The sequence below is a fragment of the Achromobacter sp. GW823-FHT04E03 genome, from assembly GCF_058796095.1.
Map to the genome: position 1 here is coordinate 1,428,200 of NZ_JBXAIJ010000001.1, position 24,864 is coordinate 1,453,063.

Sequence of the window (24,864 nt, forward strand, 5' to 3'; positions counted from 1 at the left end):
CCCATGCTGATCGTCATTCCGGGCGCCCTGCCCGCCCTTCCCGTCGCCGCTGAACTGGCCAAGCTCTTGCCCGAACGCGCGCCCACGCTGCACGGCTGGCTCCAGGCCGGCGCCGCCCGGCCCCAGGCCCATGACGTGCGCGCCCAAGGCTGTACGCCCTACGAAGCCTGGCAGTTGGCCCGCGCCGGCTACGTCCCCGAAGCGGACCTGCCGCCCGGCGCCGGACTGGGTCCGCTGCTGGCCGGCGCCCAAACCGGCGGCGATGGCCCCGTCTGGCTGGCCGAACTGGTCCACCTGGCGCTGGGCACGGACCAGGCCGCCTTGCTGGACCCCGGCCTGATGGAACTGCGCGCCGAGGAAACGGCTGCTCTGCTGGAGACCGCCCGCCCCCTGTTCGAAGGCACGGGCTTCGAGGTCCAAGCGCTCTCGCCCGAACGCTGGCGCCTGCGCCTGCCGGAGGGCCTGCGGCCGCAGACCGCCAGCCCGCTGGCCGTGGCCGGACAGCGCCTGAACGACTGGTGGCGCCAGGACGCGGAAGCGCGCCCGTGGCGCCGGCTGCTCAATGAAATACAGATGGCCTGGCACGAACACCCGGTCAACGACGCCCGCGCGGCGCGCGGCCTGCCTCCGGTCAATGCGCTGTGGCTGTATGGCGGCGGCAAACCTTGGACGCAGTCCCAGCCGGCCCCGGCGCAGGTTTACAGCAACCTGGACGCCCCCCAGCGGGCCGGCGACTGGGCCGCCTGGCTGGACGCCCTGGCCGCGCTGGACGCACAGCATCTGCGCCCGCTGGCCGGCAAGCAAGGCCTGCCGGCCGCGCCCGCCGAACTGCTGCTGCTGGGCGACGACCGCAAGGTCGCCCTCACCCTGAAACCGCGCGGGGGCCTGCTCGGCTTGCTGCCCGCGCCCAAGAAAAACTGGAGCGCCTGGTGGTCTCACCCCGCTTAACCGTCCGCACGCCCGACCTGCAAGCCTGCCGCATCCTGGAAGCCTCGGGCATCCACCCGCTGCTGGCCCGTCTGTGGGCCGCCCGCGGCGTCACCCATCCCGATCAGACCCAGCTCGCCTGGAAGTCGCTGCTGCCGCCCAACGGCCTGACGCATTCGGACCACGCCGCCGGCGTGCTGGCCGACGCCATCCAGACAGGCAAGAAGCTGCTGATCGTGGCCGACTACGATTGCGACGGCGCCACCGCCTGCGCGGTCGGACTGCGCGCGCTGTCCGCCATGGGCGCCGACGTGGACTTCCTGGTGCCCAACCGCTTCGAAACCGGGTACGGCCTGTCGCCGGCCGTGGTCGAGCTGGCGGTCCGGCACCGCGCCGGCAAGCCCGACATCATCATCACCGTGGACAACGGCATCGCCAGCGTGGACGGCGTGGCCGCGGCCAATGAGGCCGGCATCGGCGTGGTGATCACCGACCACCACTTGCCGGGCGACACGCTGCCGGCGGCCCTGGCCATCGTCAACCCGAACCAGCCGGGCTGCGGCTTTCCGTCCAAGAACCTGGCGGGCGTGGGCGTCATTTTCTACATGATGCTGGCGCTGCGCGCCGAACTGCGCCGCCGCGGCGTCTACGCGGCCGATGGCGGCCCGCGCCTGGACGCGCTGTCCGACCTGGTGGCCCTGGGCACCGTGGCCGACGTGGTCAAGCTGGACGCGAACAACCGCCTGCTGGTCACCCAAGGGCTGCAACGCATGCGCGCAGGCCGCCTGCAACCCGGGCTGCGCGCGCTGTTCGCCGTGGCCGGACGCGAGCCGCGCGCAGCCAATGGCTTCGACCTGGGCTTTGCGCTCGGCCCGCGCATCAATGCGGCCGGCCGCCTGGCCGACATGAGCCTGGGCATCGCCTGCCTGACCACCGACGACGAGGCGCAGGCGCTGGAAATGGCCCGCGAGCTCGACAACATCAACCGCGAGCGCCGCACCATCGAAGCCGAAATGCGCGAACAGGCGCTGGCCGCCATGGAAGAGCCGAACGCTGCCGCCGGCGCTACGGTCTGCGTGTTCGATCCGGGCTGGCACCAAGGCGTGGTAGGCCTGGTGGCCTCGCGCCTGAAGGAAAAATTCTGGCGCCCCACGCTGGCCTTCGCGCCCGCCGGCGACGATGAAATCCGCGGCTCCGGCCGCTCCATTCCCGACGTGCACCTGCGCGACGCGCTGGACCTGGTGTCCAAGCGCCATCCCAACCTGATCCGCAAGTTCGGCGGCCACGCCATGGCGGCCGGCCTGACGCTGGGCCGCAACGACTTCGCGGCCTTCGCCCCCGCGTTCGACGCCGCCGTGCGCGAGCTGACGGGCCGCGACACCTTCGAGCCGGTGATCGAGACCGACGGCTCGCTGGACACCGGCTACGCCAACGCCGACGTGGCCGGCATGCTGCAGCAGCAGGTCTGGGGCGCCGGCTTCGCCGCGCCGCTGTTCCTGGACGAGTTCGTGGTGCGCAACCAGCGCCTGGTTGGGGAAAAGCACCTGAAACTATCGCTGGAGCGCGGCCACCAGCGCTTCGACGCGATCTGGTTCGGCCACGACCAGTCGCTGCCCGAACACATCCAGGCGGCATACCGGCTGGAGCAGAACGTGTGGAACGGGATGGTGTCGGTGCAGTTGGTGATCGAGCACGCGGGCTAACAAGGCCCGCCATGTAGGCGAGCCCGCCGCGACCCGCGTAGGGTTGCGCGCGGCGGGCGCCTGAACTCTCGTCTCAGGCCGCGCGCTCCCTCCTACTTGTTCACCAGCTTCGCCGGCTGCGCCAGGGCCACCAGCGCCCCCACCACCAGGCAGCCCGACAGCATGTAGAGGCCGGTATTGGTGGTGCCGGTCATGTCCTTCAGCCAACCCACCAGGTACGGGCTGACGAAACCCGCCAGATTACCCACCGAATTGATGAGCGCGATGCCGGCCGCGGCCGCCGTGCCGCCGAGCAAGGCGGTGGGCAGGCTCCAGAACAGCGGCAGCACCGTGCAGATGCCGATGTTCGCCACCGTCAGCGCAGCGATCGCCAGCACGGTATTGCCGCTCCAGACCGCCGACAACAGCAGGCCCAGCGCGCCAAACAGCGCGGGCAGCGCGACGTGCCAGCGGCGTTCGCGGTGGCGGTCCGAGTTGCGCGAAATCAGGATCATGCCGATCACGGCGAACAGGTTGGGAACCGCCGTCAGCAGACCGATGGCCAGCGGGCTCTGCACCCCTGTGCCCTTGATCAGGGTCGGCATCCAGAAGCCCACGCCGTAAAGCCCCATCACGAACGAGAAGTAGATCAGCGACATCGCCCAGACGCGCGGCTTGGCCAGCGCGGCGCGGATCGGCGGGTCTTCCTTCTGCTGTTCCTCGGCCGCGATATTGCGGATCAGCACCGCCTTTTCCGTGGCGGTCAGCCATTTGGCCTTATTGATGCGGTCATCCAGATAAATCAGCACCAGCACGCCGATCAGCACCGACGGTATGCCCTCCAGCAGGAACAGCCATTGCCAGCCCGACAGGCCATGGTCGCCATGGAACGTGCTCATGATCCAGCCGGAGATCGGCCCGCCGATCAGCCCGGACATGGGCACCGCGGTCATGAAGAAGGTCGTGATGCGGCCGCGCCGCGCCGCGGGGTACCAGTAGGTCAGGTACAGGATGATGCCCGGAAAGAATCCGGCCTCGGCCGCGCCCAGCAGGAAGCGCAGGATGTAGAACATGTGCACGCTGGTCACGAACATCATGCAGGCGGAGATGATCCCCCAGGTGATCATGATGCGTGCGATCCAGATCCGCGCCCCCACCTTGTGCAGGATGATGTTGCTGGGAATTTCGAAAATGAAGTAGCCGATGAAGAAGATGCCCGCGCCCAGCCCGTACACGGTCTCGCTGAACTGAAGCTCCTGCAGCATCTGCAGCTTGGCAAAACCCACGTTCACGCGGTCCAGGTAGGCCACGACGTAGCAAACCACCAGCAGCGGCACCAGCCGCCAGCCTACCTTGCGGTAGATCCGGTCTTCCTCAGACGCCGGGATCGCCGGCGAAACCCCGGGGGCCATCGCATTTTCCATCTATGTCTCCATTCCTCTATCGGGATAGGCCGGCTGCGCCGGCGCCTTTACGGCCCGGTCATCCCGATCAGGAACGGCTGGACCGCTTATACGCAGCCTAGAACCCCTGACTTGACAAAAAACTGAACAACTTGGGGCCCACGCCGGGAAACCGCCTGCTCGCGATCCGTCCCCCTTCCCGCCAACGCGGCCGCGCACTTGGCCCAAGCACGGTAAAATGTTTGGTTTCGCACAAAAGTCATCAGGACAGGATCATCATGGAAGCCGAACGTCAGAACCAGCTCGCAGCCCGCCTCGCCGATTACGCGGAGCGCGAACAGGCTCTACGGAGGTATCTTTGACTACGATGCCAAAGCTGAACGCCTGCAAGTCGTAAACGCCGAGCTGGAAGATCCGGCGGTCTGGAACGACCCCAAGCACGCCCAGGACCTGGGCCGTGAAAAGAAAGCCCTCGAAGACGTGGTGGAAACGCTCACGGCGCTGGGCACAGGCCTGTCCGACTCGAACGAACTGTTCGAAATGGCCGCCTCCGACGACGACGACGCCACCCTCGAATCCATCGAGCAGGACGCCGACGCCTTCCAGGAAAAGCTGGAAGCGCTGGAATTCCGCCGCATGTTCTCCAATCCGGCCGATCCGCTGAATTGCTTCCTGGACATCCAGGCCGGCGCCGGCGGCACGGAAGCGCAGGACTGGGCCTCCATGCTGCTGCGCCAGTACCTGAAGTACGCCGAGCGCAAGGGCTTCAAGGCCGAAGTGCTGGAAGAATCCGAAGGCGACGTGGCGGGCCTGAAGTCCGCCACCATCAAGATCGAAGGCGAGTACGCCTTCGGCTACCTGCGCACCGAAACCGGCGTGCACCGCCTGGTGCGCAAGAGCCCGTTCGACTCCTCGGGCGGCCGCCACACCTCGTTCGCCAGCGTCTTCGTCTACCCGGAAGTCGACGAATCCTTCGAAGTCGAAGTGAACCCCGCCGACCTGCGCGTGGACACCTACCGCGCGTCCGGCGCGGGCGGCCAGCACATCAACAAGACCGACTCGGCGGTGCGTCTGACCCACATGCCCACCGGCATCGTGGTGCAGTGCCAGAACGACCGTTCGCAGCACCGCAACCGCGCCGAAGCCATGCAGATGCTGAAGTCCAAGCTCTACGAACTCGAGATGCGCAACCGCATGGCCGAGCAGCAGAAGCTGGAAGACTCCAAGACCGACGTGGGCTGGGGCCATCAGATCCGTTCCTATGTGCTGGACCAGAGCCGCATCAAGGACCTGCGCACCAACGTTGAAATTTCCAACACGCAGAAAGTGCTGGACGGCGACCTGGATCCCTTCATCCAGGCCAGCCTGAAGCAAGGCATCTAAGTTTCGCGATACTCCCCCTCAACGCATCCAGAGGTTCACGAATGTCCGACACCATTGCAATTCTCACCGGCGCATCGCGCGGCATCGGCGCCGCCATGGCGCGCGGCCTGGCCAAACCGGGCACCCGCCTGATCACCCTGGCGCGCCGGGAAGATCCCGAGCTGGCCGCCTATGCGCGTTCGCAGGATGCGCAGCTGGAACAGCTGTCCGTGGACCTCTCGGACCTGAACGCCGTTGAAGCGGCGGCGCAGCGCATCTGCGCGTCGCTGCCGCGCGATGCCAGCCGCTATCTGCTGATCAACAACGCCGGCACGGTGCACCCCATTGCCGGCACCGACGCGCTGGTCGACGGCGCGGCCATCACCGCCGCCTTCAACCTGAACGTCAGCGCCGTCATGCTGCTCACCGCACGCTTCCTGGCCGCGGTCGAAGACCTCAAGGCCGACCGCCGCGTGCTCAACATCTCCTCCGGCGCGGGCCGCAACCCGAACGCCGGCTGGGGCGTCTACTGCGCCACCAAGGCCGCGCTCGACATGTACTCGCGCGTGGTCAAGGCCGAGCAAGGCGCCGACGGCGCGCGCATCGTCGCGCTGGCCCCCGGCATCGTCGACACCGACATGCAGGTCGCCATCCGTTCCAGCGATCCGGAAAGCTTCCCGGCGCTGGCCAAGTTCCAGGAGTTCCACGCGACCGGCAAGCTGTCCTCGCCCGCCAACGTGGCCTCCCGCATCCTCGCCTACCTGGATCGCGAAGATTTCGGCACGACCGAGATCGACGACATCCGCAATTACGACTGATTCCCCGACCATGACCGACCACTCGACCACTCCGGCGCCCGCCCAGGATGAAAACCGCTTGATCGCCGAACGGCGCGCCAAGCTGGCCAAACTGCGTGAAGCCGGGGTCGCGTACCCCAACGATTTCGTTCCCGACGCCCGCGCCGCCGCCTTGCACGACAAGTACGACGGCCAGGAGCAGGAAGCCCTGGCCGCCAACCCCGTCACCGTCAAGGTCGCAGGCCGCATGATGCTCAAGCGCGTCATGGGCAAGGCCAGCTTCGCCACGCTGCAGGACAGCACCGGCCGCATCCAGATCTACCTGGACCGCGGCACCCTGGGCGAAGACAGCTACGCCGCGTTCAAGCAATGGGACATCGGCGACATCATCGCGATCGAAGGGTCGGTCTTCAAGACCAACAAGGGCGAACTGTCGGTGCACGCCGCCAGCGCGCGCCTGCTGTCCAAGTCGCTGCGCCCGCTGCCGGACAAGTTCCACGGCGTGGCCGACCAGGAACTGCGCTACCGCCAGCGCTACGTCGACCTCATCATGACGGACGCCACGCGCCGCACGTTCGAGGCGCGCAGCAAGGCCGTGGGCAGCATCCGCCAGTTCATGCTGAACGCGGGCTTTCTTGAAGTGGAAACCCCGATGCTGCACCCGATCCCGGGCGGCGCGGCGGCCAAGCCCTTCGTCACGCACCACAATGCGCTGGACATGGAAATGTACCTGCGCATCGCGCCCGAGCTCTACCTCAAGCGCCTGATCGTGGGCGGCTTCGAACGCGTGTTCGAAGTCAACCGCAACTTCCGCAACGAGGGCGTGAGCCCGCGCCACAACCCTGAATTCACCATGATGGAGTTCTATGCGGCCTTCGCGGAATACCGCTGGCTCATGGACTTCACCGAAGAGCTGATCCGCCAGGCCGCCATCTCGGCCACCGGCAGCGCCGTGCTGACCTACCAGGAACGCGAACTGGACCTGTCCAAGCCGTTCGACCGCCTGACCATCTGCGAAGCCATCCTCAAGTACGCGCCGGGCTACACCCAGGCGCAACTGGACGATCCGGCCTTCGTGCGCGCGGAACTCAAGAAGCTGGGCGCCGACGCCGACGGCCCGGTGCTGTCGCGCGCCGGCCTGGGCGCGCTGCAGCTGGCGCTGTTCGAAGAGACCGCCGAAGCCAAGCTCTGGAACCCCACCTACATCATCGACTACCCGGTGGAAGTCTCGCCGCTGGCGCGCGCCTCCGATACCCGCGAGGGCATCACCGAGCGCTTCGAGCTCTTCATGACGGGCCGCGAAATCGCCAACGGCTTCTCGGAGCTGAACGATCCCGAAGACCAGGCCGAGCGTTTCCGCTCGCAGGTCGAAGCCAAGGACGCGGGCGACGAGGAAGCCATGTTCTACGACGCGGACTACATCCGCGCCCTGGAATACGGCATGCCTCCGACGGGCGGCTGCGGCATCGGCATCGACCGCCTGGTCATGCTGCTGACCGACAGCCCCAGCATCCGCGACGTCATCCTCTTCCCGCACCTGCGCCGTGAAGACTAAACGGGCGCTGGCATCATGATCTTCAAGATCCTGATGCTGCTGCTGGTCGTGGCGGGGCTGGTCTACTGGATCAAACAGCCCCGCAGCGGCTCGCCCTATTCCCCCTATCCGGCGGCGCGGCCGCGTCGGCCGGCGTTCATCGCGCTGTGTATCGCCGCGGCGCTGTCGGTGGCGGCTTCGCTCATGACCTTCCTGTTGTGGGCGGGCGGCGTGGCCGGCGGCGTAACCGGCGGCGGCTATCACGGGCAGGTGGATTTCCTGCTGCCCGTGGCGGGCACGCTGCTGGCGCTGGCCGTCGTCTGCGCCGTAGGCGCGTTCCTCAAGCGCCGGGGCTGAACGCCCGCCCCTGCCGCGCGCCTATTCGGGCCACTTGCCGGCGCCCGCCGGCAACGACGGCAGCGAGGCCTGCAACATCGCATCGATGAATTCGGCGGGCGGCAAGCGGCCGTCCGGCTTGTACCACTGCACCGTCAGGTTCATGGCGCCCAGCACGCAGCGCTTGATGACGCGCGCATCGCCTTGCAGCAGCCCCGCCGCGACCGCTGCCGCCACCGCGTCCTGCCACATCTCCTCATAGTGGTCGCTCAGCGATTTCACGGCCGCGCGGCTGGGTGCGGACAGGCTGCGCCATTCATAGACCAGCGCGTTCATCGCGTCGCCGCCCGCGCCGTGCAGCATGCTCCACATATGCACGCGGAACAGCGCCGCCAGCCGGTCAGCCGGCGCCCGGTAGCGCGCCAGCGCCCGTTCGCCGTCGTCTATCACTTCCTGGATGCCGTTGTTCATCACCGCCACCAGGATCTCCTCCTTGCTGCGGAAATGATGGAACAGGCTGCCGGACTGCAGACCCACCGCCCGCGCCAGCTCGCGCACGGTGGTGCGTTCATAGCCGTGCTTGCAGAACAGCTGTCCGGCCGTCAGGATCACCTCGCGCCGGCGTTCGGACTCCGAACCCTCGTCCCGCCCTTGCGCGGCCTCCCGCAGTTTCTCCATGTCCGGTCACAGCCTCTGGATGATGGTCGCCGTGGCCATGCCGTGGCCGATGCACATCAGCTGCATGCCCAACTCGCCTTCGGTGGCTTCCAAACCCGTCAGCATCTTGGCCATCAGGCCGGCTCCCGTCGCCCCCAGCGGATGCCCATGCGCGATCGCCCCGCCCCAAGGATTGACGCGCGACAGATTGGCGCCCAGTTCACGCTGCCAGGCCAGCACCACACTGGCGAAGGCTTCGTTGATCTCGATCCAGTCGATGTCTTCCAGGCTCAGGCCGGCGCGCGCCAGCGCCTGCCGCGCCGCCGGGATCACGCCCGTCAATTGCAGCACCGGATCCGATCCCACCACCACCCGCGCCAGGAAGCGCGCGCGGGGTCGCAAGCCATCGGCCAGCGCCGCATCTCGGTCGGCCAGCAGCACCGCGGACGCCCCGTCCGCCAACTGGCTGGCGTTGGCGGCCGTGACGCCACCCTGGCCCGGCGGCCGCAAGGCAGGCGCCATGGCGGCCATGCGGGCGAGGTCGGTTTTCTCGCGTATGCCTTCGTCACGCCCGGCATCGGCCCGCGGCCCCGGCAGCAGCTCGGCGTGGCGGCCGGCCTGCGCGGCGCTCCAGGCGCGCGCGTGGCTTTCCCTTGCCCATTCGTCCATCTCTGCCTGGGACAGCTGCCAACGTTCTGCGATCCGCTCCGCGCTCTCGATCTGGTGGATCAATGGATAGCGCTCCAGCAGGGCCGGGTTCAAGCCTTCGAAGCCGCGGAACTCGCCCTGGCCCAGCGTCACGTCCAGGAACATCGGCACCCGGCTCATGCTCTCCACGCCGCCCGCGACCACGTAGCGCATGTCGCCCGCGGCGATGGCTTGCGCGCCGAAATGCACCGCCTGCTGGCTGGATCCGCACATGCGGTTCAGGGCCACGCCCGGCACGCTCTCAGGCAGGCCAGCAAGCATGGCGGCCAGCCTGCCGATGTTGGCGCCCTGCTCGCCCGCCTGGCTGACGCAGCCCGCGATCAGGTCCTCGACCTGGGCCCCCGGCAGTCCGGCCCGCGCCAGCAGGCCGGACACCGTCTCGGCCAGCAGCGTATCCGGCCTGGTATCCGCCCACCATCCGCCGCGCCGCCCGAAAGGGGTGCGCACGGCCTCCACGATCACGGCGTCGTTCATGCCGTCGTCTCCTCAACGTAGAGCGCTTCGATCTCATCCGCATAGCTGCGGTAGATGCTGGCGCGCCTGACCTTCATGGTCGCGGTCACTTCGCCATCGTCGTGATCCAGCTCCTTGGTCAGCAGATGGAAGCGCTTGATCTGCGCCACCGGCGCCAGGCCGGCGTTGGCGCGCGCGACTTCCTGCTGCACCAGTTCGCGCACCTGCGCGCATTCGGCCAGCGAGCGGAAATGCGTGAAGGCGATGCGGCGCGACTCGGCCCATTTGCCCACCGTGTCGAACTCCAGCTGGATCAGCGCGGACACGTACTTCCTGCCGTCCGCGATCACGATGCATTCCTTGACGTAAGGGCTGCCCTTGACCGCGTTCTCGATCTCGGAGGGCGTCAGGTTCTTGCCGCCCGCCGTGATCATGATGTCCTTCAGGCGGTCCACGATGCGCACGCGCCCCGCGTCTTCGGCCACCACATCGCCCGTATACAGCCAGCCGTCGCGCACGGTGCTGGCGGTGGCTTCCGGATTCTTGTAATAGCCCTGGAACACCATATCGCCGCGCACCAGCAGCTCGCCGGCCTCGCCCATGCGCCATTCCACGCCCAGGATGGGTTCGCCCACGGTGCCCACCTTCACGCGGTCCGGATGCTGGCCGAAGATCATGCCGGCGGACTCCGTCAGCCCATAGACCTCGATCAGCGGCACGCCCAGCGTGCGGAAGTAGCGCACAACGTCCGGCGAGATCGGCGCCGCGCCGGTCATGGCCACGCGCACCCGCCGCAGCCCGATGAAGTTCTGCAGGGCGCGCAGCACCAGCCAGTACCAGAGCCAGCGCGTCCAGCGCTCGCGCAACGTGTACTGCGCGGGGGACTTTTCCAGGAACGGCGTGCAGGCGGCCAACGCGCGTCCGTAAAGCCATTGCTGCAAACGCCCGGCCTCCTGCATCTTGATCGAAATGGCGGCGTGCAGTTTTTCCCAGATGCGCGGCACGCCCAGGAAGATCGTGGGCGCGACTTCGCGCAAATCTTCCTGCACCGTGCGTATCGATTCGCCAAAGTTCACCTGCGCGCCCAGATAGATGGGCACGAAGGTGGACAGCATCTGTTCGGCCACGTGACATAGCGGCAGGTAGGACAGGTGCACGCTGCCGCCGTCCATCGCCAGGCGGTCGGCAATGCCCGGCGCCACGCCGCGCATATTGCCGTAGCTCAGCATCGCGCCCTTGGGCTTGCCGGTGGAACCGGACGTGTAGATCATGAGGCCGGTATCGTCCAGCCGCTGGCCGTCCAGCGCCGCGTTCAACGCGGCGAGTTCCGCCGCCTCGCGCCGCGCGCCCTCGGCCTCGATCTCGGCGTAGGTCACGATGCGCTCGCGCTCGGCCGGCGCATAGGAGCGCAGGCCCTTGGTCTCCATCATGACGATGCGGCGCAAAAGGGGCAGCCGGTCCGCCACCTGCAGCACCTTGTCGGTCTGCTCCTGGTCCTCGCACACCACCAGTTCCACGTCCGCGTGTTCCAGCACGTAGCCCATCTCCTCGGCCGGGCTGGTGGAGTACACGCCCACCGCCACCGCGCCGACCGCGCCTGCGCCCATCTGCGCCAGCAGCCATTCGACGCGGTTCTCGGAGACGATGGCGACCCGGCCGCCCGCGCTCAGTCCCAGGGCGCGCAGGCCCAGCCCCACGCGGCAGGCCCGGCTCCAGTATTCCGCCCAGGTCATGGGCTTCCAGATGCCGAAATCCTTTTGCCGGATGGCGATGGCCGCGGGTTGGCGCCGGGCCTGTTCGCGCAGCATCTGCGGCAGCGTCAAGGCCGGCCACGCCTGCGCCGATGCGCCGGAGGTATCCATATGCTTGTCCATCATGACAGCCAGCGCTTGCGGCGCTTGTAGTGCTTGATGTCGCGAAAGCCACGGGCCTCGCCCGTGCCGCCCACGCCCAGGTAGAACTCGCGCACGTCGGGATCCGCCGCCAGCTTTTCGGCGCTGCCGTCGATCACCACCTTGCCGGTCTCCATGATGTAGCCATAATGCGCCACCGCCAAGGCCACCGAGGCGTTCTGCTCCACCAGCAGCATCGACACCCCTTGTTCGTGGTTGATGCGCGCGATGATGGAGAAGATGTTCTCGACCAGCATCGGCGACAGGCCCAGCGAAGGTTCGTCCAGCAGCATCAGCCTGGGCTGCGCGATCAGCGCGCGGCCGATGGCCAGCATCTGCTGCTCGCCGCCCGACAGATAGCCTGCCAGGCCGCGGCGCCGCTCGAACAGGCGCGGAAAGTAGCCGTAGACCAGGTCGAAGTCGACCTTCGCACCCGGCCTGCCCGTCAAGGCATAGGTCGCGGCCACCAGGTTTTCCTCGACCGTCAGGTCCTCGAACACCCGGCGTCCCTCCATCACATGCGCCAACCCCGCGCGCACCAGGTTCTGCGGCCTGGCGCCCGCGGTGTCGCCGCCGTTGAAGACGATCTGCCCGCGCACCAGCGCACCGTCCTCCAGATCCAGCAGGCCGGACACGGCCTTCAGGGTGGTGGACTTGCCGGCGCCATTGCTGCCCAGGAGGGCCACGATGCTGCCGGCGGGCACCGACAGGGACAAGCCGCGCAGCACCTGCACCGCCTTGTTGTAGACGACTTCGATATTGTTGATATCGAGCACCGCCGCTGCGGGCGCTGCGGCATGCGCGTCATGTCCAGGGTTCACAGCCGCCTCACTTCAGCACGATCCAGTCGGATGCCGGCACCATCTGCTTCTGCTTCACATCGGCGCGATAGATCCGGCCCACCGGGATGGAGTTGCCCTTGATCGAGATCGGCACGCCGATCAGGCCGCCCGTGTCGAAGTCCTTGATGCCGTCCAGCGCCGCCTTCATGTTGGCGCTGGTCAGCTCCTTGCCAGCGTCCAGCGTGCGCTTGGCGACCTCGGTGAACAGCATGGCGGCCAGGAAGCCCTGCATGTAGCCGGTGCTCTGGTACTGCGGGCGCATTTCGCGGATCTTCTTCAGCATCGGCGCGTCGGCCGCCGTGTCGTAGTAGTAGCGGTACGGCATCACGCCCATGAAGCCTTCGGCGTCCTCTCCCATCTGCATCACGGTGGAGTTGTCCATGGTCCAGAACGTGCCCATGTAGCGCGTCTTCAGGCCCATGCGCTTGCCCTGCCCCACGAATTCCGGAATCGGCGCCAGCACGTAACCGTGGAAGATGGTGTAGTCCGGATCGGCGCGGCGCAGCTTGATGACCTCGGTCGACACGTCCACGCTGCCCGGCGGCGTCATGATCTCGGTCGCGACCTTCAGGCCCAGCTTTTCCGCCACCGCGCGCGAGCTGGCGATGGGATCGCGGCCGAACTCCGTGTCCGAATACACGAAAGCCACCTTGGCGCCCGGCTGTTCCTTGGCGATATAGCGCAGCAGTATGCCGAACATTTCCGTGTAGTCAGGTCCCAGCATGAACTGGGCCGGGTACTTGGCCGGATCGTTGAGTTCGGTGGCAAAGGACGCGCCTGTCATCAGGATGTCGCCCGTGCGGTTCAGCTCGGCGTTGATGGTCTTGGAGAAGCCTGTCGAGTCGCCGTAGTAGAAGTTCACCTTGTTCTGGCTGGTGATCTTCTTGAAGGCCGCCACCGACGCGTCCACCTTGTAGGCGGTGTCTTCCGGCACGTAGCGCAGCTTGCGGCCCTTTACCCCGCCCTGGTCGTTGACGATCTTCACGTAGTCGGTGATGCCGGCGTGGATGCCCTGCCCGGCGAAGGCGAACACCCCGCTCAGCGGGATGGAACCGCCCAGCACCAGGTCCTCGGCCGCCTGCGCGGCGGGCGCCGCCGACAGGGCCGCCGCCAGGCCCAGCGGGGCCAACAACCTCGATAAACCGCTGCCGATCCGGATGCGCTTCATGGTTAGTCTCCTGAGGGTCTTATGGATGGCCGCCGCCATGGCTAGGTACGGAAAGGCCAGAGGTGGAAGTAGCGGCGCACGCGCCGCCAGATTTCCGCGAGCCCGTGCGGCTCGAAGATCAGAAAGCCCACGATCAGCAGGCCGAAAACAATGGTGCGCACCGGCGAAATCAGGCGCAGCGCGTCGCCGCCCACCGGCAGCCAGCCCACGATCAGCTTGAGCAGTTCCGGCACCATGGTCATGAAGATGGCGCCCAGGATGGACCCCAGGATCGTGCCCATGCCGCCCACGATGATGGCCGCCAGGAAGAAAATCGACATGATCAGCGGGAAGCTCTCGGGCGTGACCACCCGGAAGAAATAGGCCCACATGCCGCCCGCCACGCCGGCGTAGAACGAGGACAGGCCGAACGACAGCAGCTTGTAGCGCAGCAGGCGTATGCCCAGCACCTCGGCCGAAATGTCGCGGTCGCGTATGGCGATGAAGGCGCGCCCGATGCGCGTGCGGAACAGGTTGGCCGCCCCCAGCACCATCAGCGCCGTCACCGGCACGATCAGCCAGTAGATCTTGAACGAGGTATCCAGGTCCACGCCCAGCACCCGCGCCGGCGGCACCTGCATTCCCGTCGTGCCGCCCGTGAACTGCCAGTTGGCGAAGATGAAATGCGCGATGAACGACGCGGCGATCGTGGCGATGGCCAGGTACAGGCCCTTCACTCGCAAGGACGGAATGCCGACCAGCAGGCCGCCCAGCATCGCCACCAGCCCGCCGGCCACCAGATTGAGCAGCACCGGCGTGCCCAGCCGCTGCTCCAGCACCGCGACCGTGTACGCCCCCAGTCCCATGAAGGCGGCCTGCCCCAGGCTGACCAGGCCGGTATAGCCCGTGAGGATATTCAGTCCCGTGGCGCTGGCGACGTTGATCGCCACCAGGCAGGCCAGGTACAGCCAGTAGGCATCCGCCACGAAGGGAAACATGACCAGGGACGCAGCCAGCAAGACCAGCCACGCCTTCTGCGTACGGGTGTCGAACAGCGCTTCGTCCGCAAGATAAGTCTGCTTGGCAGTCGCGATGCGCATCGGTCAGAGCCTCTCGATTTCACGGGTGCCGAACAGGCCATAGGGCCTGACCATCAGCACCACCACCAGCACGATGAAAGTGGCCAGCAATTTGTATTCGCCGCCCATGTAGGCGCCGGCCCAGGCTTCCAGCAGGCCGATGAACACGCCGCCCACCAGGGCGCCCGCCACGCTGTCCAGCCCGCCCACGATGACCACCACCAGCACCGACAGGCCGAACACGCCCATCGACGAGGAGATGCCGCCGATCGCGCCCACGATCACGCCCGACACCGCGGCCAGCGCGCCCGCCGCCACCCAGGCCAGCGAAAACACGCGCGGCACGTTGATGCCCATGGCGTAAGCCGCGCCCTGGTCCGAAGCCGTGGCCCGCAGCGCCACCCCGCCGCGCCAATAGCGGAACACCACCAGCACCAGCAGCGCCAGCACTACCGCCACCCAGAAGCCGTAGAACACCTTGGGCGCGACGAAGGCCTCGCCTATCATCACCGGCGAACGCGGCATGAATTCCGGCAGGCGGCGCTGGTCCGCCGTCCAGATCAGTTCGACCACGCCCACCAGGATCGACGCCAGCCCCACCGTGATCATGAATACCGAGATCGGCGCTTCGCCCAGCATGGGACGGATGGTCAGCCGCTCGACCAGCGCCCCCAGCGCGCCCGACACCACCACCGCTCCCACGATGGCCAGCCAGATCGGCCATTCCATGCCGGTGGCAAAGGCATAGAACACGTAGGCGCCCAGCATCAGGAATTCGCCGATGGCGATGTTCACCACCCGGGTCGCCTTGTAGACGATGACGAAGGCCAGCGCCGCCAGCGCATAAAGCCCGCCGCTGCCCAGCCCGGCCAGCGTGACTTCCAGGAAGAACAGCATGTCCATCAAGCCGCCTCCCGCAGGCGCCGCCGCAGATCGCCGACGTCGCCCGCGCCCAGATAGGCCTGGATGACCTGCGGGTCTGCCTGCACCTGCGCCGGCGTGCCATCGGCAATGACTTGGCCGAAGTTCAGCACCACCACGTGGTCCGACAGGTCCATCACCATGCCCATGTCATGCTCGACCATCAGCACCGTTACGCCCCATTCTGAGCGCGCGTCCAGAATGAAGCGCGCCATGTCGTCCGTCTCTTCGCGGTTCATGCCCGCCACCGGTTCGTCCAGCATCAGCACCTTGGGATTCATGGCCAGCGCCCGCGCCAGCTCCACCCGCTTTTGCAGGCCGTAGGACAGCGCGGCCACCGGCGCGTGGCGGATGTGGTCGATCTCCAGAAAGTCGATGATGCGTTCTTCGATGTCGGCGCGCAGCGCCATCTCTTCGCGGCGCGCCCGCCCGAAATACAGCAAGGCATCCAACACATTGGTCCGCAGGTGGGCGTGGCGGCCCAGCTTGATGTTGTCCAGCACCGTCATGCCGCGGAACAGCGCAATGTTCTGGAAGCTGCGCGCCAGGCCCAGCCGGGCGCGTTCGGGCGCCGCCACGCGCGTGATGTCGCGACCCTGGAAGCGGATCTGCCCGGATGCGGGGCGGTAGAAGCCGGAAATGGTGTTGAACAGCGAGGTCTTGCCCGCGCCATTGGGGCCGATGACCGTGGTGATGGAGCCGGACTCCACGCGAAAGCCCACACCGGTAAGCGCCTTGACCCCGCCGAACGCCAGCGTGACCCCATCCACCTCCAGCAAGGGAGGGCTGTCGGACTGATCCACCATTTGTCTCCTCGCCTTTACATGCGAAGTTTTTATCGACGTTGGTCTGGCGAACCCGCGAGGCAGGAGATGCAACGAACCTGTCTTTACCTACGCCAGTACAGCGCCGGAAAATCGTTCTATGCGTTACGCTAAGCGTGCTTAAAAGAAAACCAAGCAAGCGCTCGGTTCAGACCATAGCATCGCGGTTTTTGGATCGACAGTTGGTACTTACCCGATAACGGAGACTCGCCATGACCCAAGAACACCCCGCCTTCCAGACGCTGTTTCTGGAAACCGACGGCGCGATCGCGACCGTGACGCTGAACCGCCCCGACGCGCTGAACGCCATCGACGTGGCGATGGCGCAGGACTTGCAACGGGCCGCGCAATGGCTGGAAGCGCGCGATGAAATCCGCGTCGTGCTGCTGCGCGCGACGGGCAAGGCTTTCTGCGCGGGCGGCGACATCAGTATGTTCACGGGCGAACCCGCGTTGGTGCGCGCCACGCTGCTGGACCTGTTCACGCCATTGAACGACTTCATTGCGCGCATCGCCCGCATGGACAAGATCTGGATTGCCCAGGTCCACGGCATTGCCGCGGGTGCGGGCCTGTCGCTGGTATTGGCCTGCGACCTGGCCATCGCCGACGCCGACGCCCGCTTCATGACGGCCTACCTCAAGCTTGGAGCGACTCCCGACGCCGGCATGACCCACGGTCTCACTCGGGTGCTGGGCGCCCGTCGCGCGCTGGACTTGCTATTGCGCCATGACCCGTTCCCCGCCAGCGACGCGCTGGCCTGGGGCATCGTCACGCGCACCGCCCCAACCGGAGAACTCGCGCAAGCCGCGCAAACCTACGCGCAAGAGATTGCCCGCCACGCGCCGCACGGCATCGCGGGGGCCAAGGACCTGCTGCGCTCGGCCGAACACGCCACGCTGGAAACCCAACTGGCCGAGGAAACCGCGCGCTTTCTGGACAGCGCCTCGCGCACGGACTTCGCGGAAGGCGTGCGGGCATTCCGCGAGAAGCGGACGCCGCAGTTCAAGGGCAGATAAGACTCAAACGACGCGCTTTTCCACCGCCTGCGCCCAGCGCCGCGCCACTACCGGCGAAGTCGCGCAGGTCGCGGACTCGGTCACCACCCGCACCGCGCGTTCCAGCAGCTGGATGTCGGCCTCGTGCTGGCGCGCCACATGCGGATCCTCGAAGAAGATCACACGCTGGCATTGGTGTTCCAGCACCAGCTCCGCGATCTGGGCGTCGCCGCCCAGCGGCCCGCTCAGGTAGCGGTGCACCCAGGGCCTATCCTTGGGCCAGCCGCGCGACCAGGCCAGCTCGTTCAAGCGGCCGCCGGTGGTGCCCGTGGCGACGCGCCGCGCAAACCGCGACAGCACGTCGAAATGCTCGCTGGCGAATGCCACCATCTCGTCCTTGAGCGCATCGTGGGCAATCAACGCCACCGTCTGGCCAGTGAAGTTGAAATGGCGCGAAGCCGAGACGTCCGGCGCCAAGCCGGCGTGGACGCGTTCGACTTCCATCCATTCGATGGCGCCGGCAAGCGTCGAGATGAACGGGCGGCCGTGCGTGATGCACTGGCGCTTGAGCGCCAGCGCCTCCGGGAAAATCGACGACGGGTCGACGGGATCGATCAGATAGATCGCGCCGTCGAACGGCGCCTGCCCGTCACGCCCTTCCGTCACCCGGGCCACCAGCTTCATCAGGCCGCCCTCGCGGCCGTACGGATAGCGGATCAACCCGCCGTAGCCCTGCAGCATGCCCTCGCGCACGATCGCGTCGTGCGTGCGGCCTACGGTGTGCAACTGCACGCCCAGCTCGCGTATCGTGCCCGAACAGGCGCGCAGCCAGGTAAACAGCGCGGCATCGGGAGTTTCGTGGTGCAGCCGGTTGGCGGCCAGGCCAAAGCGCAATTGGGCAGCGGGCATCGGTGGACTCAGGCAAGTAGGGACAACAAGAAGATCCTTGATGATACCGTGGCGGGCATGGCCGCGGCAGCTTTGGCCCGGATCCGCCGCGCTCAAAAACAAAAACGCTCCCCGCAGGGAGCGTTTCTGGTTTGGCGATCAGTCCGCCTCGTCGATCCAGGCCATCTGGATGGCCTCCAGGATCTTCTCGCCGCAATGCGCGGGGTCGTCGTTGAAGCCCGGCAAGGCCAGGACCCATTCGCGCAGCTGCACGAAGCGCAGCGTCTTGGGGTCCGCGTCAGGATGCGCGTCGAGCAGAGCCTCGGCGATCTGGTAGGTGTCGGTCCACTTCATCAATGGCCCTCTTTGGCGTGGTTGATGGTGTATTTGGGGATCTCGACCGTCAGGTCGGCGTCCGTCACCAGCGCCTGGCAGGACAGGCGCGAGGTCGGGGTCAAGCCCCAGGCCTTATCCAGCAGATCCTCTTCGTCATCGGTCGCGTCTTCCAGCGAAGAATAGCCCTGCTTGACCACCACGTGACAGGTCGTGCAGGCGCACGACAGTTCGCATGCGTGTTCGATGTCGATGTGGTTATCCAGCAGCACGCGGCAGATCGACACGCCCTTGGGCGCGTCTTCGATCACGGCGCCTTCCGGGCAGTAGTCGGGATGAGGCAATACAGTCAGTTTCGGCATAGCGTGTTATCAGGCAATCTCATCAAGTTTGCGGCCCGCCAGCGCGGCGCGGATGCTGCGGTCCATGCGGCGCGCAGCGAAATCATCGGTCGCGGCCGACAGGGCCTGGACCGCGTCCTTCACTGTGTCCACGTCCTGCGCATCCTGGGCGGCGATGGCAGCCTGCAGGCATTCGTCCACGCGCTTGCGTTCTTCGGCGTCCAGCAGATCGCCATCGACGGCCAGCGCGGCCTGCACCGACTCGACCAACTGGCGCGCGTCCACCTGTTGCTCGCGCAACATGCGGGCGCGGGCATCGGTGTCGGCTTGCGCCACGCTGTCTGCCAGCATCTGCGCGATCTCGTCGTCGGTCAGGCCATAGGACGGCTTGACCGACACCATGGCCTCGACGCCCTTGCTCTGCTCGCGCGCGGTCACGCTCAGCAGGCCGTCGGCGTCCACCTGGAAGGTCACGCGGATGCGTGCTGCGCCGGCCACCATGGGCGGAATGCCGCGCAGCTCAAAGCGCGCCAGCGAGCGCGAATCGGAGACCAGGTCGCGTTCGCCTTGCACCACGTGGATGCTCATGGCCGTCTGGCCATCCTTGAAGGTCGTGAATTCCTGGGCGCGCGCCACGGGAATCGTGCTGTTGCGCGGGATGATGCGCTCCACCAGGCCGCCCATGGTTTCCAGCCCCAGCGACAGCGGGATCACATCCAGCAACAGCCAGTCTTCGCCGGGAGCGCGGTTGCCCGCCAGCAGATTGGCCTGCAAGGCGGCGCCCAGCGCCACCACCTGGTCCGGATCGAGGTCGGTCAGCGGTTGCGTGCCGAACAGCTTGCCCACGGCAGCGCGCACGACCGGCATGCGCGTGGCGCCGCCGACCATCACCACGCCGCGCACATCGGCTGGCGTCAGCGAGGCGTCGCGCAAGGCGCGGCGCGCGCAGTCCAGCGTGCGCACGATCAGGGGCTGCGCCAGTTCTTCAAATGCCGCCCGCGTCAGGTTCGTGTCCACGGTCCGGCCATCGGACAATTCCAGCTTCAGGCTGGCCGCATCGGCGTCCGACAAGGCTTCGCGCGCAGCGCGCGCCGCCATCAGCAGGCGGCGGCGGTCCGCCGGCGAAAACTCGCCAGCAGCGAGTCCGGCCACCACGTGATCGACGATCAAGGCATCGAAGTCGTCGCCGCCCAAGGCGGTATCGCCGCCCGTGGCGATGACTTCGAACACGCCCTGGGTCAGGCGCAAGATGGAAACGTCGAACGTTCCGCCGCCCAGGTCGTACACCGCATACACGCCTTCGGCGGCATTATCCAGGCCGTAGGCAATGGCCGCCGCCGTGGGTTCGTTCAGCAGGCGCAGCACGTTCAGGCCGGCCAGACGCGCGGCGTCTCGCGTCGCCTGGCGCTGGGCGTCATCGAAGTAAGCAGGCACCGTGATGACCGCGCCGACCAGGTCATCGCCCAGCACGTCCTCGGCGCGCTGGCGCAGGACGGCCAGGATCTGCGCCGACACTTCAACCGGGCTCAGGTCGCCCTGGACGGTGCGGATGCGCACCATGCCAGGCGCGTCCACGAATTCGTACGGTGCGCGGCTGGCGCGCGCCTCTTCCAGCGAACGGCCCATGAAACGCTTGACCGACACAACGGTATTCAGAGGATCTTCGGCCTGCTGCGCGAGCGGTTCCCGCCCCGTGGTGACCTTGCCGCCGGCGAAATAGCGCACGGCGGAAGGCAGCAAGGCGTGGCCTTGCTCGTCCCTCAGCACTTCGGCGACGCTGCTGCGCACGGCCGCGACCAGGGAATTGGTGGTGCCCAGGTCGATCCCGACCGCCAGCTTGCGCTGGTGAGGCGCGGGCGATTCGCCAGGCTCTGATATCTGCAATAAGGCCATGATTCTGTTTTTTTGGTCAGTAGGCGGCGCTGTGCCGGCGCCCGTCTCGCGGACGCCCCGGCGCGGCCTGGGCTATGCGGCGGGCTGGGCGTGCGCCAGTTCTTCCGCCAACTTCTCCACGAACATCCACTCCCGCACCTTGAGCCCCGCCGCGGCGTAGTCGCGGTCCTGGTCCAGCAGACGGGCCAGCGTGGCGCGCATGGCAGCGCGCGCCTGCTGCAATTCCGCCTGCAAGGCCGCCAGAGCGTCGGCGTCGTCGCGCGCGTCGTCCAGCATCTCGCGCCACGTCATCTGCTGCATCAGGAACTCGGGGTCCATGGCCGTGTTGCTCTCGGTCTGCAGATCCACGCCGGCCTGCTCGCAAAGGTAGCGCGCCCGCAGCAAGGGATCGCGCAACAGGCGGTAGGCCTCGTTGGCGCGAGCCGCCCACTGCATGGCCACGCGGCGTTCCGCGGGGCTGGCAGTGGCGTAGCGGTCGGGATGCACCTGCGCCGCGACGGTGCGCCACGCGGACTCAAGCGCCTGGGCGTCCAGATCGAAACGCGCCGGCAAGCCGAACAGGCCGAAGTGATCGTCTCCAGCCAAGACTTACACCGTGAACGACTCGCCGCAGCCGCAGGTCGCCTTTTCGTTGGGGTTGCGGAACTTGAAGCCTTCGTTCAGGCCTTCGCGGGCGTAGTCGAGTTCGGTGCCGTCCAGGTAGGCCAGGCTTTTCGGGTCAATGAAGACCTTCACGCCGAAGCTTTCGAACACCACGTCTTCCGCTGCCGCGTCGTCCACGTATTCGAGCTTGTAGGCCATGCCGGAGCAGCCCGTCGTCCTAACGCCGAGCCGCAAGCCGATACCCTTTCCGCGCTTCTGCAAGTAGCGGCCGATATGGGTGGCAGCCTGTTGGGTCAGGGTAACGGACATGTTCAGCCCGCCACAGCAGCTTCAGCCGGGGCCGAATGCTTTTCTTTGTAGTTCTGCACCGCGGCCTTGATCGCGTCTTCGGCCAGGATGGAACAGTGCACCTTCACGGGCGGCAGGGCCAGTTCTTCGGCGATCTGCGTGTTGCGGATGTTCATCGCCTCGTCCAGCGTCTTGCCCTTGACCCATTCGGTCACGAGCGAGCTGGAAGCGATGGCCGAACCGCAGCCGTAGGTCTTGAAGCGCGCGTCTTCGATCACGCCGGCTTCGTTCACCTTGATCTGCAGCTTCATCACGTCGCCACAGGCGGGTGCGCCGACCATGCCGGTGCCGACCGACTCGTCCGACTTGTCGAACGAACCGACGTTGCGCGGGTTTTCGTAGTGATCCAGGACTTTGGTGCTGTAAGACATGTTAATTCTCCACGAATTTCAAGGCGCGGGCGCTTAGTGCGCAGCCCACTGCACGGTGTTCAGGTCGATGCCTTCCTTGGCCATTTCCCACAGCGGCGACATATCGCGCAGCTTGCCGACGCGGCTCTTGAGCAACTCGATGGCGTAGTCCACTTCCTTTTCGGTCGTGAAACGGCCCAGCGTGAAGCGGATCGAGCTGTGCGCCAGTTCGTCGTTGCGGCCCAGGGCGCGCAACACGTAGGACGGTTCCAGGCTGGCCGAGGTGCAGGCCGAGCCGCTGGAGACGGCAAGTTCCTTGATCGCCATGATCAGGGACTCGCCTTCGACATAATTGAAGCTGACATTCAGGTTGTGCGGAACGCGTTGGTCCATGTCGCCGTTGAGGTAGACCTCTTCGATCTGCGACAGGCCAGCCCACAGGCGGTCGCGCAGCATGCGGATGCGCTCGTTCTCGGTGCCCATTTCTTCGCGGGCCAGGCGGAAAGCTTCGCCCATGCCGACGATCTGGTGCGTGGCCAGCGTGCCCGAGCGGAAACCGCGCTCATGGCCGCCGCCGTGCATCTGCGCTTCGATGCGGATGCGCGGCTTGCGGCGCACATACAGCGCGCCGATGCCCTTGGGGCCGTAAGTCTTGTGAGCCGAGAACGACATCAGGTCGACCTTGAGCTTTTGCAGGTCGATTTCCACCTTGCCGGTTGCCTGGGCGGCGTCCACGTGGAAGATGATGCCCTTTTCGCGGCAGATCTCGCCCAGCGTTGCCACGTCCTGGATCACGCCGATTTCGTTGTTCACCATCATCACGGATACCAGCACGGTATCGGGGCGCAGCGCGGCCTTGAAGGTGTCCAGGTCGATCAGGCCGTTGTCCTTGACGTCCAGGTAGGTCACTTCGAAGCCCTGGCGCTCGAGTTCGCGACAGGTGTCCAGCACGGCTTTGTGCTCGGTCTTGACGGTGACGATGTGCTTGCCGCGTTCCTGGTAGAAGTTGGCAGCGCCCTTGATCGCCAGGTTGTTGGATTCGGTGGCGCCGGAGGTCCAGACGATTTCGCGCGGATCGGCGTTCACCAGCTTGGCGACTTCTTCGCGGGCGCGTTCAACGGCTTCTTCGGATTCCCAGCCAAACGCATGGCTGCGGGATGCCGGGTTGCCGAAGTTGTCGTACAGCCAGGGCACCATCTTGTCCACGACGCGGGGGTCGACGGGCGTCGTGGCGGAATAATCCAGATAGATCGGGCGGGTGGTCATTTCTACAACTCCTGATACTGCTTATACGGTGGCGTTGGCGGCGACGGTCGCGGCCGGGGCGTTGGCGGCATTGTTGGCGCCCCCCACCCGGTTCACGCGCACCGCGCAAGCCTGCGCTTGATTGTTGGCTTCCTGCAATTGGCGCACGCGCTGCTGATCGACGAGATCCTGCAGGGACACCGAATCCAGGTAATCCACCATCTTGCGATTCAACGTAGCCCAGAGTTCGTGCGTCATGCACTTGCCCGGCTTGCCGTCGTTGCCGCTCGTACAGTCCCGCTTGCCGCCGCAGCTGGTGGCGTCCAGGGGTTCATCGACGGCGAAGATGATGTCGGCAACGGTAACGTTGCGGGCGAGGCGCGCGAGCGAGTAGCCGCCCCCGGGGCCGCGCACGCTGTCCACGAGTTCGTGGCGACGCAGTTTCCCGAACAGCTGTTCCAGATAGGACAGCGAAATGTTCTGACGCTGGCTGATGGCCGCAAGAGTGACCGGACCGCTATGCTGCCGCATAGCCAGATCGATCATGGCAGTCACGGCGAAACGCCCCTTGGTAGTTAGCCGCATGGTAGGTTCCCAGTGATTCGGCAATGGCCGCAGGCGAATCCAGCGGTCAATACCCGAGTAATTGCCTCAAGTATAGCCTATTCCCGACTAATTTGGTATGGCTCCCGGCTAGAAAAAACCGCGCATTCGCGCGGTCTTTTACTGCCAAGCACCTCCGAGAACCGCCCGGCGGGCAGCCCTGCGGCAAAAGCGGATCAAGCCGCCTGGTACTGGGTAGCGCGCTTGCGCACCAGCTCGAGGACGCCCTGACAGGCGTCTTCCAGGTAGTCCAGGACCTTGCCGAAGCCATCGGCGCCGCCATAGTACGGATCGGGCACGGTGGCCTCTTCGAACTCATTGGCAAAGCGCATCAGCAGCATCAGCTTGTGCTGGTAGGCCTTGGGGCACTGCTGCTGCATGGCGGACAGATTGTCCCAGTCCATGGCGAGGATCAGGTCGAAATCGCGGAAATCTTCCGCGGTGACCTGACGCGCTTCGCAGTGCGTGATCTCGTAGCCGCGCTTGCGCGCTGCGGCCTGCGCCCGGGCATCAGGCGCCTCGCCGATGTGAAACGCGTGCGTGCCCGCGGAGTCGATGCGAACCACATCGCCCAAACCCGCGTCGTTCACCAAATGGCGAAACACGCCCTCTGCGCTCGGCGAGCGACAGATATTGCCCATGCAAACGAAAAGTACCTTGGTCATCATGGAAGTAAGTGTGCGGGAAAACCCGAGATAAGG

The 24,864-nt window shown here is 66.5% G+C and carries 26 protein-coding genes; 7 read left to right on the forward strand and 19 right to left on the reverse strand.

Annotation, left to right across the window (positions count from 1 at the left end):
• Positions 1-3: 3 nt before the first annotated feature.
• Positions 4-948, forward strand: a complete 945-nt coding sequence (locus tag AC1RHV_RS06590) for a hypothetical protein (RefSeq protein WP_492300149.1) — start codon at positions 4-6, stop codon at positions 946-948.
• Complete coding sequence (gene recJ / locus AC1RHV_RS06595; RefSeq protein ID WP_119451235.1) at positions 930-2,630, forward strand: single-stranded-DNA-specific exonuclease RecJ; 1,701 nt, start codon at positions 930-932, stop codon at positions 2,628-2,630. The genes AC1RHV_RS06590 and recJ overlap by 19 nt, the downstream gene beginning before the upstream one ends.
• A gap of 92 nt (positions 2,631-2,722) precedes the next feature.
• Here recJ and AC1RHV_RS06600 read toward each other — a convergent pair whose 3' ends face one another.
• Positions 2,723-4,033, reverse strand: coding sequence for an MFS transporter (locus AC1RHV_RS06600; RefSeq protein ID WP_125470689.1), 1,311 nt, complete (start codon positions 4,031-4,033; stop codon positions 2,723-2,725).
• Between the two features lie 257 nt (positions 4,034-4,290).
• Between AC1RHV_RS06600 and prfB the strand changes: the two genes are divergently transcribed.
• The 4 genes from prfB to AC1RHV_RS06620 all read left to right on the forward strand — a co-directional run bounded on the left by prfB (position 4,291) and on the right by AC1RHV_RS06620 (position 8,062).
• Positions 4,291-5,395, forward strand: a protein-coding gene (gene prfB / locus AC1RHV_RS06605; protein WP_119451233.1) for a peptide chain release factor 2 whose coding sequence is annotated in 2 segments (ribosomal slippage) — positions 4,291-4,371 and positions 4,373-5,395 — 1,104 coding nt in all. Because the reading frame shifts where the segments join, the coding sequence is not laid out codon by codon here.
• 41 nt (positions 5,396-5,436) lie between these two features.
• Complete coding sequence (locus AC1RHV_RS06610; RefSeq protein WP_119451232.1) at positions 5,437-6,192, forward strand: SDR family oxidoreductase; 756 nt, start codon at positions 5,437-5,439, stop codon at positions 6,190-6,192.
• A 10-nt stretch (positions 6,193-6,202) separates the two neighbouring features.
• Positions 6,203-7,726 carry a lysine--tRNA ligase gene (gene lysS / locus AC1RHV_RS06615; protein WP_054456145.1) on the forward strand — a complete coding sequence of 508 codons (1,524 nt, stop codon included), beginning with the start codon at positions 6,203-6,205 and terminating at the stop codon, positions 7,724-7,726.
• Between the two features lie 15 nt (positions 7,727-7,741).
• The gene (locus tag AC1RHV_RS06620; RefSeq protein ID WP_054456143.1) at positions 7,742-8,062 is read left to right on the forward strand and encodes a preprotein translocase subunit TatB; all 321 of its coding nucleotides are present in this window, start codon (positions 7,742-7,744) and stop codon (positions 8,060-8,062) included.
• A gap of 21 nt (positions 8,063-8,083) precedes the next feature.
• Here the strand turns inward: AC1RHV_RS06620 and AC1RHV_RS06625 are convergent, their stop codons facing one another.
• The 8 genes from AC1RHV_RS06625 to AC1RHV_RS06660 are packed head-to-tail and all read right to left on the reverse strand — an operon-like array spanning position 8,084 to position 16,546.
• A complete protein-coding gene (locus tag AC1RHV_RS06625) occupies positions 8,084-8,719 on the reverse strand; it encodes a TetR/AcrR family transcriptional regulator (protein ID WP_054456141.1) in 636 nt (211 codons plus the stop codon).
• A gap of 6 nt (positions 8,720-8,725) precedes the next feature.
• Positions 8,726-9,880 (reverse strand): thiolase family protein, encoded by a 1,155-nt coding sequence (locus AC1RHV_RS06630; protein ID WP_492300151.1) that lies wholly within the window; start codon positions 9,878-9,880, stop codon positions 8,726-8,728.
• A complete protein-coding gene (locus AC1RHV_RS06635) occupies positions 9,877-11,736 on the reverse strand; it encodes an AMP-dependent synthetase/ligase (protein ID WP_492300152.1) in 1,860 nt (619 codons plus the stop codon). The genes AC1RHV_RS06630 and AC1RHV_RS06635 overlap by 4 nt, the downstream gene beginning before the upstream one ends.
• Entirely contained in the window at positions 11,733-12,527 is a 795-nt protein-coding gene (locus AC1RHV_RS06640) for an ABC transporter ATP-binding protein (RefSeq protein ID WP_054456135.1), read from the reverse strand. The genes AC1RHV_RS06635 and AC1RHV_RS06640 overlap by 4 nt, the downstream gene beginning before the upstream one ends.
• Before the next feature lie 52 nt (positions 12,528-12,579).
• Positions 12,580-13,761, reverse strand: coding sequence for an ABC transporter substrate-binding protein (locus tag AC1RHV_RS06645; RefSeq protein WP_054456133.1), 1,182 nt, complete (start codon positions 13,759-13,761; stop codon positions 12,580-12,582).
• A 41-nt stretch (positions 13,762-13,802) separates the two neighbouring features.
• A complete protein-coding gene (locus AC1RHV_RS06650; protein WP_013394582.1) occupies positions 13,803-14,840 on the reverse strand; it encodes a branched-chain amino acid ABC transporter permease in 1,038 nt (345 codons plus the stop codon).
• Positions 14,841-14,843: 3 nt separating this feature from the next.
• Complete coding sequence (locus AC1RHV_RS06655) at positions 14,844-15,722, reverse strand: branched-chain amino acid ABC transporter permease (RefSeq protein WP_054456130.1); 879 nt, start codon at positions 15,720-15,722, stop codon at positions 14,844-14,846.
• A complete protein-coding gene (locus AC1RHV_RS06660; protein ID WP_054456127.1) occupies positions 15,722-16,546 on the reverse strand; it encodes an ABC transporter ATP-binding protein in 825 nt (274 codons plus the stop codon). Before AC1RHV_RS06660 ends, AC1RHV_RS06655 begins: the two co-directional genes overlap by 1 nt.
• 230 nt (positions 16,547-16,776) lie before the next feature.
• Here AC1RHV_RS06660 and AC1RHV_RS06665 point away from each other — a divergent pair, with 230 nt between their 5' ends.
• Positions 16,777-17,580: an enoyl-CoA hydratase/isomerase family protein gene (locus AC1RHV_RS06665; RefSeq protein ID WP_492300155.1), complete on the forward strand. Its 804-nt coding sequence runs from the start codon at positions 16,777-16,779 to the stop codon at positions 17,578-17,580.
• A 3-nt stretch (positions 17,581-17,583) separates the two neighbouring features.
• Here AC1RHV_RS06665 and AC1RHV_RS06670 read toward each other — a convergent pair whose 3' ends face one another.
• The 10 genes from AC1RHV_RS06670 to AC1RHV_RS06715 all read right to left on the reverse strand — a co-directional run bounded on the left by AC1RHV_RS06670 (position 17,584) and on the right by AC1RHV_RS06715 (position 24,831).
• Complete coding sequence (locus tag AC1RHV_RS06670; RefSeq protein WP_492300156.1) at positions 17,584-18,468, reverse strand: methylglyoxal synthase; 885 nt, start codon at positions 18,466-18,468, stop codon at positions 17,584-17,586.
• A gap of 138 nt (positions 18,469-18,606) precedes the next feature.
• The gene (iscX, locus tag AC1RHV_RS06675; protein ID WP_054456117.1) at positions 18,607-18,801 is read right to left on the reverse strand and encodes a Fe-S cluster assembly protein IscX; all 195 of its coding nucleotides are present in this window, start codon (positions 18,799-18,801) and stop codon (positions 18,607-18,609) included.
• Positions 18,801-19,142, reverse strand: coding sequence for an ISC system 2Fe-2S type ferredoxin (fdx, locus tag AC1RHV_RS06680; RefSeq protein ID WP_013394592.1), 342 nt, complete (start codon positions 19,140-19,142; stop codon positions 18,801-18,803). Before fdx ends, iscX begins: the two co-directional genes overlap by 1 nt.
• A 9-nt stretch (positions 19,143-19,151) precedes the next feature.
• Positions 19,152-21,014: a Fe-S protein assembly chaperone HscA gene (gene hscA / locus AC1RHV_RS06685; RefSeq protein WP_175181413.1), complete on the reverse strand. Its 1,863-nt coding sequence runs from the start codon at positions 21,012-21,014 to the stop codon at positions 19,152-19,154.
• Positions 21,015-21,086: 72 nt separating this feature from the next.
• Complete coding sequence (gene hscB / locus AC1RHV_RS06690; protein WP_054456112.1) at positions 21,087-21,599, reverse strand: Fe-S protein assembly co-chaperone HscB; 513 nt, start codon at positions 21,597-21,599, stop codon at positions 21,087-21,089.
• A gap of 3 nt (positions 21,600-21,602) precedes the next feature.
• Positions 21,603-21,926 carry an iron-sulfur cluster assembly protein IscA gene (gene iscA / locus AC1RHV_RS06695; protein ID WP_042794073.1) on the reverse strand — a complete coding sequence of 108 codons (324 nt, stop codon included), beginning with the start codon at positions 21,924-21,926 and terminating at the stop codon, positions 21,603-21,605.
• A gap of 2 nt (positions 21,927-21,928) precedes the next feature.
• The gene (gene iscU / locus AC1RHV_RS06700) at positions 21,929-22,336 is read right to left on the reverse strand and encodes a Fe-S cluster assembly scaffold IscU (protein ID WP_054456111.1); all 408 of its coding nucleotides are present in this window, start codon (positions 22,334-22,336) and stop codon (positions 21,929-21,931) included.
• A gap of 33 nt (positions 22,337-22,369) precedes the next feature.
• Complete coding sequence (locus AC1RHV_RS06705) at positions 22,370-23,581, reverse strand: IscS subfamily cysteine desulfurase (protein ID WP_054456109.1); 1,212 nt, start codon at positions 23,579-23,581, stop codon at positions 22,370-22,372.
• 21 nt (positions 23,582-23,602) lie between these two features.
• Positions 23,603-24,145: a Fe-S cluster assembly transcriptional regulator IscR gene (iscR, locus tag AC1RHV_RS06710; RefSeq protein ID WP_054456107.1), complete on the reverse strand. Its 543-nt coding sequence runs from the start codon at positions 24,143-24,145 to the stop codon at positions 23,603-23,605.
• Between the two features lie 194 nt (positions 24,146-24,339).
• Complete coding sequence (locus tag AC1RHV_RS06715; protein ID WP_006386176.1) at positions 24,340-24,831, reverse strand: low molecular weight protein-tyrosine-phosphatase; 492 nt, start codon at positions 24,829-24,831, stop codon at positions 24,340-24,342.
• Positions 24,832-24,864: the final 33 nt, after the last annotated feature.

Coding starts and splice junctions, on each gene's coding strand:
- AC1RHV_RS06590 (WP_492300149.1), top strand. CDS start 4: ATGCTGATCGTCATTCCGGGCGCCCTGCCCGCCCTTCCCGTCGCCGCT.
- AC1RHV_RS06600 (WP_125470689.1), bottom strand. CDS start 4,033: ATGGAAAATGCGATGGCCCCCGGGGTTTCGCCGGCGATCCCGGCGTCT.
- AC1RHV_RS06610 (WP_119451232.1), top strand. CDS start 5,437: ATGTCCGACACCATTGCAATTCTCACCGGCGCATCGCGCGGCATCGGC.
- lysS (WP_054456145.1), top strand. CDS start 6,203: ATGACCGACCACTCGACCACTCCGGCGCCCGCCCAGGATGAAAACCGC.
- AC1RHV_RS06620 (WP_054456143.1), top strand. CDS start 7,742: ATGATCTTCAAGATCCTGATGCTGCTGCTGGTCGTGGCGGGGCTGGTC.
- AC1RHV_RS06625 (WP_054456141.1), bottom strand. CDS start 8,719: ATGGAGAAACTGCGGGAGGCCGCGCAAGGGCGGGACGAGGGTTCGGAG.
- AC1RHV_RS06630 (WP_492300151.1), bottom strand. CDS start 9,880: ATGAACGACGCCGTGATCGTGGAGGCCGTGCGCACCCCTTTCGGGCGG.
- AC1RHV_RS06635 (WP_492300152.1), bottom strand. CDS start 11,736: ATGATGGACAAGCATATGGATACCTCCGGCGCATCGGCGCAGGCGTGG.
- AC1RHV_RS06645 (WP_054456133.1), bottom strand. CDS start 13,761: ATGAAGCGCATCCGGATCGGCAGCGGTTTATCGAGGTTGTTGGCCCCG.
- AC1RHV_RS06650 (WP_013394582.1), bottom strand. CDS start 14,840: ATGCGCATCGCGACTGCCAAGCAGACTTATCTTGCGGACGAAGCGCTG.
- AC1RHV_RS06655 (WP_054456130.1), bottom strand. CDS start 15,722: ATGGACATGCTGTTCTTCCTGGAAGTCACGCTGGCCGGGCTGGGCAGC.
- AC1RHV_RS06660 (WP_054456127.1), bottom strand. CDS start 16,546: ATGGTGGATCAGTCCGACAGCCCTCCCTTGCTGGAGGTGGATGGGGTC.
- AC1RHV_RS06665 (WP_492300155.1), top strand. CDS start 16,777: ATGACCCAAGAACACCCCGCCTTCCAGACGCTGTTTCTGGAAACCGAC.
- AC1RHV_RS06670 (WP_492300156.1), bottom strand. CDS start 18,468: ATGCCCGCTGCCCAATTGCGCTTTGGCCTGGCCGCCAACCGGCTGCAC.
- iscX (WP_054456117.1), bottom strand. CDS start 18,801: ATGAAGTGGACCGACACCTACCAGATCGCCGAGGCTCTGCTCGACGCG.
- fdx (WP_013394592.1), bottom strand. CDS start 19,142: ATGCCGAAACTGACTGTATTGCCTCATCCCGACTACTGCCCGGAAGGC.
- hscA (WP_175181413.1), bottom strand. CDS start 21,014: ATGGCCTTATTGCAGATATCAGAGCCTGGCGAATCGCCCGCGCCTCAC.
- iscA (WP_042794073.1), bottom strand. CDS start 21,926: ATGTCCGTTACCCTGACCCAACAGGCTGCCACCCATATCGGCCGCTAC.
- iscU (WP_054456111.1), bottom strand. CDS start 22,336: ATGTCTTACAGCACCAAAGTCCTGGATCACTACGAAAACCCGCGCAAC.
- AC1RHV_RS06705 (WP_054456109.1), bottom strand. CDS start 23,581: ATGACCACCCGCCCGATCTATCTGGATTATTCCGCCACGACGCCCGTC.
- iscR (WP_054456107.1), bottom strand. CDS start 24,145: ATGCGGCTAACTACCAAGGGGCGTTTCGCCGTGACTGCCATGATCGAT.
- AC1RHV_RS06715 (WP_006386176.1), bottom strand. CDS start 24,831: ATGATGACCAAGGTACTTTTCGTTTGCATGGGCAATATCTGTCGCTCG.